Below are 12,481 nucleotides of genomic sequence, written 5' to 3'. Positions count from 1 at the left end.
CCTCATTATCACTCACGACCCGTCCAGAAGCAGGCATAACGGTATCAATTGGGCGCCTGATCGACGCGATATGTCTCTCGTGGACATTCGGGGCTGGAACTAGGAGTCACCCTTCCACTCCCGCGCGATCATCCGCATGAGCGCCGGATAGATGATCAGGTACCGGAACGGCTTGATGAAGCCCATGTACATCCGGCCGAACAGGCCGTTGGGCTTGACCAGCACCGCCATCTGACCGCGGTATCCGCCCTGGCCGTCCTCGACCCACGCGATGTGCAGGACGCCGTGCATGGTCCGGTTCGCCATTTCGGCCGCGAACTCGTCTTCGAGCCGGTAAAGCGGGGTGAACGGCAACCAGTCTTCTTCCGGGCCGATGGGGGTGTCGCGGAGGTCCTGCGGGAGCTTGCCACGGAGTGATCCCACCCGTGTGTCGAGTCCCGAATCCCGCTTGTCCAGCCCCAGCAGTCCGCCGAGCTTCCAGCGCAGCGCCCACAGTGCCCGGACGGGGAGCGGTGACCCGTCCGGGAAGTTCCCCGACGAGAACTGCTTCACCAGTTTGCCGAACTCGTCCGGCCCGCCGGGGGTGTCGAGCGCCCAGACGTCTTCGAGGTCGAAGTCCCCGGCTATCCCGTGGATCCGCCAGGTGCGGGTGGTGTGGGCCGTTTCCGCGAGTTTCATGCCGAGACCCCGAATCCGACAGTCATCGTCGTTGTTCCTCCCAGTGCGTTTCCGCCATCTGTACGGTAGCGTATATATCGTCCTCGTGGTGCTGGAGTGACGGGAGATACGGTGATCGCATGGCCGCCGAAACCCGGACCCCGCCGAGCGCCTGGATCGACGCGGGGCTGACCGCCCTCGCCGCCGGAGGTCCCGACGCGGTCCGCGTCGAGGCACTCGCGAAAGCCTTGGGTGTCACCAAAGGCGGCTTCTACGGCCATTTCGCCGATCGGGGCGCGCTGCTGCAGGAAATGCTCGCCACCTGGGAGCGGATGAGCACCGAGCTGCTGTTCGAAAGCGTCGAGAGCGAAGGCGGCGACGCCAGGGCGAAGATCCGGCGCGCGGGGTTGCTCGCCGGCGAGCGTCTGCTGCCGATCGACCTCGCCATCCGGGACTGGGCCCGGCGCGACGCGGCGGTCGCGGAACGGCTCCGGCGGGTCGACAACCAGCGGATGGACTACCTGCGTTCCCTCATGCGCCAGATCTTCACCGACGAGGCCGAGGTCGAGGCCCGCTGCCTGCTCGCGTTCTCGCTCCTGATCGGCAAACACTTCATGGCCGCCGACCACGACGGCCGGTCCCGGGACGAGGTCACCGAACTGGCCGGGGCGCTGCTTCTCGGTGGTGGACCCGTCGGATGACGGGTTACTCGTCGTCGTCCTCAGGCGTGGTCGGGACCTGCTTGCGTGCCACGTAGATGAGCAGCCCGATGATCACCACTGGGCCGACGAAGATCAGGATCTCGTCCCAGCCGCCCTGGTGCATCATCACCACCCGCGCCGCGCTGGTCATGAGCCGGAGACCAGCGCGATCCCGAGCGCGGTGTAGCCGATCATCAGCGCCAGCATCGGGTACTGGCCCACCTTGACGTAGTTCGCGCGCAGCACGCCGACGGAACGGTCATGTGCCGAGGTTACGGCCAGCACGTGTCCGGCGACGATTCCGGCGATCTGCACCAGCGCGATCACGCCGGTCGACACGATCGTGTAGTCGATCGCGCGGCCGAAGCCCTGCTGCCCCGAGAACACGGCGAACGAGAAGTAGTGCGCGACCGTGTAGCCGACCATGATCGGGATCAGCGAAGGCGCGAACGCGGGATACGGGTCGAATCCTCGGCGCAGGTACGGCCTGGTCAGGCTGATGGCGCCCGCGTAGGCGCCATAGGTGAGCGCGATACAGGCCGCGAGCCCGGCGGTGCCGCCAAGGACGCCGGCGTCCAGTGACGTCCAGAAGGGGAGCCGCGTCAGGCCGTCGAACGCGGTCGAGCCGAGCACCACCAGCACCAGCGCGGTCAGCCACGGCGCGGGGGAGATGGTGAGCAGGCCGTCCAGCGGGTTCCGGACCACCAGGCGCCCGTCGGCACGCCTGCCGAAAGGGGAGAGAGCCGCGATCAAACGCGCGTAGATCTCAAAAGCGTCACCGCGGTCGAACCAGCGCGGACCGAACACCACGCCGAGTATTATGTGTATAACGCCATATACCGCGCCGAAAAGGGCGATGGCACGAGGCGAGTCCGAATGCGGAAACACCAGTTCCAGCCACAAAAACGCCAGGAGGCCGACGATCGCGGGCAGATAGCCGAGCCGGTCCGGGAGTTCGCGATGCCGGGACGGGATCAGCGACGCGACCGTCCTCAGCGGATTCAACCGCCGCCAGACCGGGCCGAACAGGAGTGAGAGCGGAACGAGCCCGACCCAGAACCAGACGTAGAACCAGGCGGGAGCCGGATTGTCGGCCGAGCTGTCAGGGCCCGCCCATGCCGTCGCCAGGAAGCCCGCGAACAACACCACGCCGAGCACGCTTGAAGCGAGTCGCGAGAATCTGCTGTCGACGAACCGTTGCAGGGCAAGGGGAAGTGGGCGACCGGCTTCGGCGCCGCGGAGTTTGGGCTTCTTCCAGAGCACGGTGAGCGCGAAGAAGGAGACCACGACGGCCGCCGCTCCCGCGTAGAGTGCGAGCCACAGCGGGACCGGCAGATCGGACCGGCCGCCGAGCCCGTGCGCCAGGATCATCCGCTCACCCGGAGCTTGGTCACCGCCGCGCCGCTCTTGTGCAGTTCCACCTCGAAGATCCCGTCGATGTTCGCGGTGAAGGAGACCGTTCCCGGAACGCCGGGGGCGAGCTGGGCGGCCTTGTCGTAGCCGTGGACGTGGAGTTCGTCCGGCTGGTCCGAGGTGACTTCGAGCGCGACGTTCTCGCCGGTGCGCACCGCGACCTCCTCGGGACCCGCCGTGCGCTTGCCGTCGGTGACCGAGAACTTGACGGTCCGGGTGCCGGTGCTCGGCGCCGGGTCCTGCGCCGATCCCGAGCAGCCGGTCAGGGCGAGCAGCGCGGCCACGGTGATCCCGCAGATCCTCCGCATCGAGGTCCCTCCAAGTCGTACGCCCCGGCTTGCCCGGCCGGGACCTTGCGCCTATCGTGTTACCCCAAGGTAACAGTTACTCAGGTTAGCAGGAAGGCGAGAACGGTGTTCATGGCTCAGGAGAGCCCGCCTGCCGGCGGAGCGCAATTCGGGCAGATCGTCATCGCGGGCCTGATGTTCACGGCGGTCTTCCTGCCCTTGGCTCTTTTCGTGCTTCGCGAGCGGGCGGGGAAGCGGACGGTCTTCGGTCGCGTGGCGGACTGGATGGGCGAGTTCACCGGCCTGCCGCGCTGGGCGGCGCTGCCGATGTTCGTCGCCTTCCTCTCCGGGATGTCGGCGCTGATCGGCGTCTACTGGGACGTGCCGATCCATATGGAGCTCGGCCGCGACGAAGGCCCGCTCGCGAACCCTTCGCACTATCCGATCTACTTCGGACTGATGGGCATCTTCGCCAGCGGTGTGCTCAGCGCGACCCTGGCGACGAAGGACCTGCCCAAGCGCACGTTCAAGATCGGCCCGCACTGGCGGGCGCCGATGGGCTCCATCCAGATGATGGCGACCGGGCTCGTCGGCATCGCGGGCTTCCCGCTCGACGACGTCTGGCACCGCCTGTTCGGCCAGGACGTCACCGAATGGGGGCCGACGCACGTCCTGATGATCGGCGGCGGGGTCTGCGTCGTGCTGGGTCTGCAACTGCTGCTCGGCGAGGCGCGCCAGGTCGGTGCGACCGGACCGGTCGTGCGCCTGCTCGGCCCGGTCCTCGCCGGTGCCTGGATGATGGGCGCTTCGGCGTTCCTCATGGAGTTCGATCTCGGCGTCCCGCAGTTCCCGATGCTGTCGCAGGTCGTGCTCGTCGGCCTGATCGGTGCCTGGACGCTGACCTATGGCCGGCTGTCCTGGGGCCCGGGCGGCGCGCTGATCATCCTCGCGGTCTTCCTCGCTTCTCGTGCTTCGTTCGCCGTCATCCCGCTGTTCGCCGACCTGCACGTGGCGTCGTTGCTGCCGTACGTCGCCGAAGCGGTGATCATCGAGGTCGTCGCCTTCGCGATGCGTAACCGGCAGGGCTACACGTTCGCCGCCGTCGCCGGTCTGCTCGTGGGGACGGCCGGGATGCTCGCCGAAGCGGCGTTCACCCATTGGCTGATGCCGAATCCCTGGCCCACGGCGCATCTGCCGCTGTTCGTCCTGTTCGGGACCGGCGCGGCGCTCGCTGGTGCGTTCATCGGCGTCTGGCAGTACCAACGAGTGGAGGAGACGGCGACGCGGGTGCCCGCGGCCGGACCCCGGCACTCGGTCGGTCTCGTCGGCGCGTTGGGCGCGGTCGCCCTGATGTCGGCGGTCGCCGTCCCGGCCGATCCGGAACCGGGGTTCACCGCCGATGTCCGGCTGACCGAGGCCGCGACCGGGCTGCCGATCTCGAATCCGCACGGTGGCGGCACGCCGCGCTGGGTCGACGCGACCGTCACGATCTCGCGGCCCGACCTGGCCGACGACGCCGTGTGGCTCAACGGTTTCGCTTGGCAGGGCGGCGACTTCTACACCGCGCCGCTGGAGAAGATCGGCGACGGGGTGTACCGCACGGCCCAGCCGCTGCCGGTGTTCGGCCAGTGGAAGACCGGGATCCGCGTGCACGTCCCGAACCGGGTGATGGGGCTGGCCCCGATCTACGCGCCTGCCGACCCGGCCGCGAACGCGCCGTCGATCGACGCGACGTCCGGCACGCGCCCGTTCATGTCCGAGATCGAGTTCCTGCAACGAGAGCGGAAGTCGGAGACGCCCGCGGTGCTGTGGACGGTCGCGTATGTGACCGTCGGGCTCATTTTCGCCGGGATGTGGGCGCTGTTCGCGTGGCTCTACGCGGCCGCGGCCACCGCGCGGCGGCGTGAGGTCTCCGTCGGCTGACGCCACGAAACGCTTTGCTCGCACTTCGTCGCACGTATCGATTGGGCATCATCGCGCGCAAGGCTTCTGCAAGCCCGCTTCCCTTGAATACCCAGGACACTGCACGTGTCGCCGTTTCGCGCGCCGAAATGGTGACGCAGTGCGACGTCGGCGAGACGTAAAGTAGCTGTCGACCACGCGACGACATCCGCCGTGCACGATCGGTATTGGCGAGTCATTGCGCGGTTACCGCGACATGTGGTTACTTTTCCGCCTCGGGGGTTGGGTTACAGCGAGTTTCGATGGGGTGGTCTTCGTGCGCACAGAGCGTTTTCCGAGGCGACGGCGTGGTCTTCGCGTGGTCGCCGTCCTCGCCGCTTCGGCGGTCGCGACGGTGCCTTTCGTGCCCGCCGCGGCGGCACAGCAGCAGGGCAAGGTCCTCCGGGTGGCGCTCACGACCGGCATCGACCACCTGAACCCCTTCACCGCCCAGCTGGCGGCGTCGACCCAGGTCGGCCGGTTCAACTACGAGTTCCTGACCCTGCCTTCGGCCGAGGACACCCAGCCCACGGGCGGGATCGCGGAGTCGTGGAAGACGTCGGACGACAAGCTCACCTGGACCTTCAACATCCGTCAGGGGATGAAGTGGTCCGACGGCAAGCCGATCACCGCGCAGGACCCCGCGTACACCTTCCAGCGGATGCTCGACGACGAGAACGCCCGCACCGCGAACGGCAGCTACGTCACCAACTTCGCCTCGGTGTCGGCGCCGGACGACAAGACGCTCGTCATCAAGACCAAGGCCCCGCAGTCGAGCATGACCTCGCTCGACGTCCCGATCGTGCCCAAACACATCTGGGAGCCGATCAAGGATCTCAACGCCCCCTCGACCGACGACATGGCCGTCGTCGGCGTCGGCAGCGGCCCGTACCTGCTGACCGAGTACAAGAAGAACGAGTTCGTGAAGTTCAAGGCGAACAAGGACTACTGGCGCGGCGCGCCCAAGGTCGACGAACTGCAGCTGCTGCAGTTCAAGGACGCCGAGGCCGCGGTCAACGCGTTGAAGCAGGGCGAGGTCGACGTCATCAACCGCCTCACGCCGACGCAGTTCGACGCGCTCAAGAGCGAGAAGAACATCACCACGAACAAGGCGCCGGGCCGCCGGTACAACGAGCTCATCATCAACTTCGGCGTCAAGAACGTGCTCGACCAGCCGATCGGTGACGGGAACCCGATCCTCAAGGACCTCCGCGTCCGCAAGGCGATCGCGCAGGCCATCGACACCAACACCATCGTCGAAAAGGTGATGAACGGCTACGGCCAGCCCGGGACCGGCGTCGTGCCGGCGATCTACAAGGCCTACACCTGGACCCCGTCCGAAGCCGAGAAGACCAAGTTCGACATCGCGGCCGCGAACGCCACGCTCGACCAGGCGGGTTACGCCAAGGGAGCGGACGGCATCCGCGTCGCCCCCGGTGGCGCGAAGCTGGAGTTCCGCCTGGCCGGGCACGCGAACCGGCCGTTCGACCAGCGTGTCGCGCAGTTCGTCACCGGCTGGCTCAAGGACGCGGGCATCGGCGTCAAGCAGGAACTCGTCTCCGACGACGAGCTGGACGACCGCACCACGGCGGGCAACTACGACCTCGCGATCTCCGGTTACGGCACCTCGCCCGACCCGGATTACGCCCTGAGCCTGAACACCTGCGCCGGGCGCCCGAACGCGGAGGGCAACGGCGGCAGCTCGGCGACGTTCTTCTGCGACCCGCGCTACGAAGACCTGTACAAGAAGCAGCTGACCGAGTTCGACCCGGCGAAGCGCGCCGAGCTGGTCAAGCAGGCGCAGGCCGTGCTGGCGGGCGAGTACGTCGACGTCGTCCTGGACTACGACAACGTGCTCGAGGCCTACCGCTCGGACAAGTTCTCCTCGTTCACCAAGCAGCCGCAGCCCGACGGCGCGATCCTCGAGCAGTCCGGCTACTGGGGCGTCTACGGCGCCACCCCGGCCGACGCGGCGGCGGCCGGCGCCGAGGAGAGCAGCAACACCGGACTGTGGATCGGCATCGGCGCGGTCGTGCTCGTGGTGCTCGTCGGCGGCGGCGTGCTGCTCGGGCGGCGCGGCAAGTCGGCTGACGACCGGGAGTAAGAGCAGCGTTGACCGAAGCACTCAGTTCCCTCGACCAGCCCTCGGCGCTCGTCGATCCCGACGAGCGCCGAGGCGGGACCGGCACCGCCCGGTTCGTGCTCTCCAAGATCGGCGGCGCGCTGGCGAGTCTCGCGCTCGTCGTCGTGCTGGGGTTCTTCCTGTTCCGGACGTTGCCCGGCGATCCCGTGCGGTTCATGGTCCGCGACCGGCCGACCGATCCGAAGATGATGGCGGAGCTGCGTGCCCAGATGGGCGTGGACAAGCCTCTGCTGCAGCAGTTCTGGGACTACATCGTCGGCCTGCTCCAGGGCGACATGGGCGTCTCGTACCTGCAGCGTCGTCCGGTCTTCGACATGATCGGCGAGCGGTTGTGGCCGACGATCCTGCTCGTCGGCAGCGCGACGGTGCTCGCCGTCGCGCTCGGCCTCTGGCTCGGTATCCGCGCGGGCTGGCGGCGGGGGAGCGGGTTCGACAAGGCCCAGACGGGACTCGCGCTGACCCTGTGGTCGGTCCCGCAGTTCTGGCTCGGGCTCATGCTGCTCGTGGCGACCGACGGGCTCTTTCCCAGCCGGGGCATGCATTCCCCGGACGTCGAACCGGGCTTTTTCAGTGAAGGTCTCGACGTTCTCCACCATCTGGTGCTGCCGTGCGTGACCCTGCTGGTGGTGTTCTACGCGCAGTACATGCTGGTCATGCGGTCGTCGTTGATCGGCGAGATGAACTCGGACTACCTCACCACCGCACGGGCCAAGGGCCTGCGCGACGACCTGGTGCGCAAGCGGCACGCCGTGCCCAATGCCCTGCTGCCGACGGTGACGCTGGTCTTCATGCAATTCGGCATGGTCGTTTCGGGCGCTGTCTCGGTCGAGGCCGTGTTCAGCTGGCCGGGGCTGGGGCAGCTGCTCTACGAAGCGCTCCGCGGACCTGATCTGCCCGTCCTGCAAGGAGTCTTCGTCACCCTGGCCGGCGCGGTGGTGCTGATGAACCTGCTCGCGGAGCTGCTCTACCGCGTGCTCGACCCCAGGGTGCGGACGGCATGACCACAGCGGAAAAACCCGGTTCGATCGTCTGGCGCCGCCGCCGCGAGGCCGTGGCGAAGCGCTGGCACGAGTTCACGACGAACAAGGCCGGTGTCTTCGGGCTCGCCTTCCTCGGCATCCTCACCGTGCTGGCCATCCTCGCGCCGGTGATCTCGGACGAGTCCGGTCTCGACGTCACCAAGGCCCACGGCGGTTCGCTGAACCCGCCCAGCGGGGAGTTCTGGCTGGGCACCGACATCGACGGCCGTTCGGTGCTGTTGATGACGTTCTGGGGAGCGCGGATCTCCCTGCTCGTCGGGTTCTCGGCGGCCTTCCTCTCGGTGCTGATCGGCACGATCATCGGGATCGCCGCCGCGCATTTCGGTGGCTGGCTGTCCGGGCTGCTGCTGCGGTTCACGGACTTCTTCCTGGTGCTGCCGTCGCTCGTCCTCGCCGTGGCCTTGGCGTCGGTGCTGGAGCAGGGCGCGATGACGGTGATCGTCGCCATCGGCGTCACCGCCTGGCCGAGTACCGCCCGGCTGGTCCGCGCGCAGACACTGACGATCGAAGGCCGTCCGTACATCGAGCGCGCGAAGGCGCTCGGCGGCGGTCACCTGCACATCGTCGGCAAGCACGTCCTGCCCGGCGTCATGCCGCTGGTGCTGGCCAACACCACGCTCGTCGTGGGCAACGCGGTCATCGCGGACGCGACGCTGGCGTTCCTCGGTGTCGGCAATCCGAACACCGTCTCGTGGGGAGCCATGCTGCAGACCGCGCTGAACAACGGCGCGATCAGCAAGGGCGCCTGGTGGAATCTGCTGCCGCCGGGTGTCGCGATCGTCGTGGTCGTCCTCGCTTTCACTCTCGTCGGACGCGCGCTGGAGACCGTGCTGAACCCGCGCCTGAAGGGACAGCACTCATGAGCCCCTTGCTGGAACTGAAGAACCTCGGCGTCACGTACGCCACCGGCAGCGGTGAGGTCGCCGCCGTCCGCGGCGTCGATCTCGTGCTCGAACCCGGCGACACGCTCGGCGTCGCGGGGGAGTCGGGGTCGGGGAAGTCGACGGTCGCGATGAGCGTGCTGCGGCTGCTCCCGCGTTCGGCGAAGGTCAGCGGCGAGATCCTGCTGGACGGCGAAGACGTCACGGCCATGAAGTGGGGCAGGCTGCGCGCGGTGCGCTGGGCCGAGGCCTCGGTCGTGTTCCAGGGCGCGATGCACGCGCTCAACCCGGTGCGGAAGATCGGCGAGCAGATCGCGGAGCCGATCCGCCTGCATCCGCCCGGTGGCAAGGCGCTGTCGGACGCCGAGATCCAGGCCAAGGTCAAGGAACTGCTCGAACAGGTCGACCTGCCGCCCGGCCGTGCAGGGGCGTACCCGCACGAACTGTCGGGTGGCCAGAAGCAGCGCGTCATGATCGCGATGGCGCTGGCCTGCTCGCCGCGGCTGATCATCGCGGACGAGCCGACGACGGCGCTCGACGTCGTCGTCCAGGCCCAGGTGCTCGACCTGCTGGGCAGGCTCGTCGCCGAACAGGGGATCGGGCTGATCATGATCAGTCACGATCTGTCGGTGCTCGCCGCGACCTGCCGCCGGATCGCGGTGATGTACGACGGCGAGATCGTCGAGGAGCGGCCGAGCGCGGAGCTGATGAGCGCGCCGCATCACGAGCACAGCAAGGCGCTGGCGGCCGCGTTCCCGACCGTCGGCGATCCGGTGTCCCGGTTCGCGCCCGCGACCAGCACACCACTGCCGCCCGAGCCGGAACGCAGTGCCGACCAGCCGGCGTTGCTGGAGGCCGAAGACCTGCGCGTCAGCTTCCGCGATCGCACCGGCAAGCGCATCAACGCCGTCGCCGGGGTGAGCCTGCAGGTGCGGAAGGACGAGATCGTCGCGCTCGTCGGCCAGTCCGGCTCCGGCAAGACGACGCTCGCCCGGACGCTGCTCGGGCTGCAGAAACCCGATTCCGGCGCGGTGCGATACGACGGCAAGCCGGTCCCGCTCGGTGGTGCCGGGCTCAAGGCGTACCGGCGGCAGGTCCAGCTCGTGCTGCAGGACCCGACGAGCGCGCTGAACCCGAACCACACGGTGTACGAGGCGGTCGCGGAAGGCCCTCGTATCCACGGGATGGGCGCGAGCGAGCACGAGATCGTCGTCAAGGCACTGGAAGCGGCCGAACTGCGGCCCGCGGGGAAGTTCCTCGACCGGCTCCCGCACGAGCTGTCCGGCGGGCAGCGGCAGCGGGTCGTCATCGCGGGAGCGCTCGCGCTGGATCCCGGCGTGATCGTGGCCGACGAACCGGTGGCCTCGCTCGACGCGTCAGTGCGCGGGGAGATCCTCGCGCTGTTGCTCCGCCTGCGGCGTGAACTCGGCCTCGCCGGGCTCGTGATCACCCACGACCTCGGGCTGGCCTGGAACATCGCCGACCGGGTCGCCGTGATGTACCGAGGGGAGCTGGTGGAGGTCGGCACCGTGGAGGAGGTTCTGCTGGATCCGAAGCACGACTACACGAAGTCGCTGCTCGCCGCGTTGCCCGGTGGAACCGCGCGGGAAACCCCCATTGCCGCGCACTCGCACAGGCGCGGTGTGTAACCTCCAATCTCGAAATGGCGACCACGACAGACCCCCAGCAGACGCCCTCGGCCGGTTCCCTCGGCGAGCGGCTACGGGTGCCTTCCCGGTTCCCGTACCGCACCATCGCGATGGGAACCATAGGCAGCACGCTGCTGATGCTGGCGGCGCTCGGCGCCGGTGGCATCCTCATCCGTGACCCGATCCTGGGGCACGGACCACTGTCGTGGATCCGCTACGGCCACGGCCGCATCCTCGCCAACGTGATGCTGTACACGGGCTTCGCGCTGATCATCTGGGCGTGGGTCCGGCTGGGCCGCTACGCGCTCGCGGGTCGCATCGGCAGCCGCCCGATCGTCATCGCCGCGGCCTGCTGGATGGCGCCGCTGCTGGTGTCGCCGCCGCTGTTCACCCGCGACGTCTTCTCCTACCTCGCGCAGGGCGCGCAGTTGCTCAACGGCCTCGACCCGTATGCCAACGGTCCGGCCGAGCTGGTCGTGCTGCCGGACGTCGTGCAGAACGTCCACCCGCTGTGGCAGACCACGCCCGCGCCGTACGGCCCGCTGTTCCTGCTGGTGGCCAAGGGGATCGTCTCGGTCACCGGTAACGACATGATCGCCGGTGTCATCGCGACCCGGCTGGTCCTGATGATCGGCCTGGTCGGGATGCTGTGGTCGCTGCCGCGGCTGGTCAAGCACCTCGGCGGCAAGCTGCCGATCACCCTGTGGCTCGCCATCGCCAGCCCGATGACGGTGATCCACCTCGTCGGCGGCCCGCACAACGACCTGCTGATGCTGGGCTTCCTCACCGTAGGGGTGCTGGCGGCGCTGGAGCGCAAGCACGTCGTCGCGATCGTCCTGGTCACCATCGGAATGCTGATCAAGCCCACCGCGGCGTGGGCGCTGCCGTTCCTGGTCTGGGTGTGGGCGAACCACCTGCCCGGTGACCGCAAGGTGGTCAACTTCTTCCGCGCGGGCGCCGCGTCGGTCGGGATCTTCCTGCCGGTGTTCGTCGCGGGCACCTGGCTCTCGCTCGGCTCGGTCAACCTGGGCTGGCTGACCGGCCTCAAGGCGCCGACGCTCATCGCGAACTGGATGAACTTCCCGACCGGGATCGGCGAGATCTTCTATTCGCTGGTGAACCTGGTGATCGACGTCGAGGTCTCGCCGTTCGTCACGGTGTTCCGGGCGATCGCGATGGTCGGGCTGTTCGTCTTCGCCGGCTGGCAGTGGTGGCTGGCGCGCGACGGTGGCTACCCGGCGATCCACCGGATGGCGATCGTCCTGCTGGCCGGTGCGATCGTCCCGCCGCCGTCGCTGCCGTGGTATCTGACCTGGGGTTTTGTGGTCCTGTCGGCCTTCGAATGGCGCCGCCGGAACCTCGCTGTGGTGGTCGCGGTGTCGGTGTTTGTGACGCTGGTTTACTACCCGACGGGGGAGCAGGCGCTATACGACTGGTGGTTCATGGCTGGTGTCGTCGCGGCGAGCGTGTACGCGGCCGCTTCGCTGCTTCGGCCGGATCCGCTGGGGATCATCGCCGCCTGGCGAGGGAAGCCGGTGGAGCAGTTCCTGCCTGCTGAGGCTCCTCGGTCCTGATCTCAAGTACTTGGGGCTTGGTGGGACACCGCCACGGCGTTCTGGGCTGTTGAGAGGCGCTTGGTGCGAGCTCGCGGTTCGTTCGGTGCCCCCAATGTGGCATTGGAGACACTCAGCGTCTCCAATGCCACATTGGGGGCACCTCTAAGGGAGGCGGCGCGGTTGCGAAGGGCGAGTTTCCTCGGCTGAGCCGAG

At 68.2% G+C, this 12,481-nt stretch carries 11 protein-coding genes; 7 read left to right on the top strand and 4 right to left on the bottom strand.

The genetic code is table 11. The features are described 5' to 3' along the window. Nucleotides 1–99: 99 nt before the first annotated feature. On the bottom strand, nucleotides 100–678 hold the full coding sequence (locus AVR91_RS19780; protein ID WP_063273704.1) for a DUF2867 domain-containing protein: 579 nt from the start codon (nucleotides 676–678) through the stop codon (nucleotides 100–102). A 119-nt stretch (nucleotides 679–797) separates the two neighbouring features. On the opposite strand from AVR91_RS19780, the gene AVR91_RS19775 reads away from it, so the two are divergent. Next, a complete protein-coding gene (locus AVR91_RS19775; RefSeq protein ID WP_063273705.1) occupies nucleotides 798–1,358 on the top strand; it encodes a TetR/AcrR family transcriptional regulator in 561 nt (186 codons plus the stop codon). A 4-nt stretch (nucleotides 1,359–1,362) separates the two neighbouring features. Here AVR91_RS19775 and AVR91_RS43370 read toward each other — a convergent pair whose 3' ends face one another. From AVR91_RS43370 to AVR91_RS19765, 3 genes are read right to left on the bottom strand one after another with little or no spacing between them, the layout of a single operon-like run. Then, entirely contained in the window at nucleotides 1,363–1,509 is a 147-nt protein-coding gene (locus tag AVR91_RS43370; RefSeq protein WP_170064557.1) for a hypothetical protein, read from the bottom strand. Then, nucleotides 1,506–2,729, bottom strand: a complete 1,224-nt coding sequence (locus AVR91_RS19770) for a hypothetical protein (protein ID WP_063273706.1) — start codon at nucleotides 2,727–2,729, stop codon at nucleotides 1,506–1,508. Before AVR91_RS19770 ends, AVR91_RS43370 begins: the two co-directional genes overlap by 4 nt. After that, complete coding sequence (locus AVR91_RS19765) at nucleotides 2,726–3,079, bottom strand: cupredoxin domain-containing protein (protein ID WP_063273707.1); 354 nt, start codon at nucleotides 3,077–3,079, stop codon at nucleotides 2,726–2,728. Before AVR91_RS19765 ends, AVR91_RS19770 begins: the two co-directional genes overlap by 4 nt. A gap of 111 nt (nucleotides 3,080–3,190) precedes the next feature. On the opposite strand from AVR91_RS19765, the gene AVR91_RS19760 reads away from it, so the two are divergent. The 6 genes from AVR91_RS19760 to mptB all read left to right on the top strand — a co-directional run bounded on the left by AVR91_RS19760 (nucleotide 3,191) and on the right by mptB (nucleotide 12,286). Continuing rightward, nucleotides 3,191–4,981 carry a hypothetical protein gene (locus tag AVR91_RS19760; protein WP_228709247.1) on the top strand — a complete coding sequence of 597 codons (1,791 nt, stop codon included), beginning with the start codon at nucleotides 3,191–3,193 and terminating at the stop codon, nucleotides 4,979–4,981. Between the two features lie 337 nt (nucleotides 4,982–5,318). Further along, complete coding sequence (locus tag AVR91_RS19755) at nucleotides 5,319–7,103, top strand: ABC transporter substrate-binding protein (protein WP_063273709.1); 1,785 nt, start codon at nucleotides 5,319–5,321, stop codon at nucleotides 7,101–7,103. A gap of 8 nt (nucleotides 7,104–7,111) precedes the next feature. Continuing rightward, nucleotides 7,112–8,143, top strand: coding sequence for an ABC transporter permease (locus AVR91_RS19750; RefSeq protein WP_076857380.1), 1,032 nt, complete (start codon nucleotides 7,112–7,114; stop codon nucleotides 8,141–8,143). Beyond that, a complete protein-coding gene (locus AVR91_RS19745) occupies nucleotides 8,140–9,045 on the top strand; it encodes an ABC transporter permease (RefSeq protein ID WP_016334228.1) in 906 nt (301 codons plus the stop codon). The genes AVR91_RS19750 and AVR91_RS19745 overlap by 4 nt, the downstream gene beginning before the upstream one ends. Beyond that, entirely contained in the window at nucleotides 9,042–10,712 is a 1,671-nt protein-coding gene (gene nikE, locus AVR91_RS19740) for a nickel ABC transporter ATP-binding protein NikE (RefSeq protein ID WP_063276635.1), read from the top strand. Before AVR91_RS19745 ends, nikE begins: the two co-directional genes overlap by 4 nt. A 14-nt stretch (nucleotides 10,713–10,726) precedes the next feature. Then, nucleotides 10,727–12,286: a polyprenol phosphomannose-dependent alpha 1,6 mannosyltransferase MptB gene (gene mptB / locus AVR91_RS19735; protein WP_063276636.1), complete on the top strand. Its 1,560-nt coding sequence runs from the start codon at nucleotides 10,727–10,729 to the stop codon at nucleotides 12,284–12,286. Nucleotides 12,287–12,481: the final 195 nt, after the last annotated feature.

It is taken from the genome of Amycolatopsis keratiniphila subsp. keratiniphila, assembly GCF_001620365.2.
Classification (GTDB): domain Bacteria; phylum Actinomycetota; class Actinomycetes; order Mycobacteriales; family Pseudonocardiaceae; genus Amycolatopsis; species Amycolatopsis keratiniphila.
The sequence above is the reverse complement of the archived record's forward strand: the minus strand, read 5'-3'. Positions and strand labels throughout refer to the sequence as shown.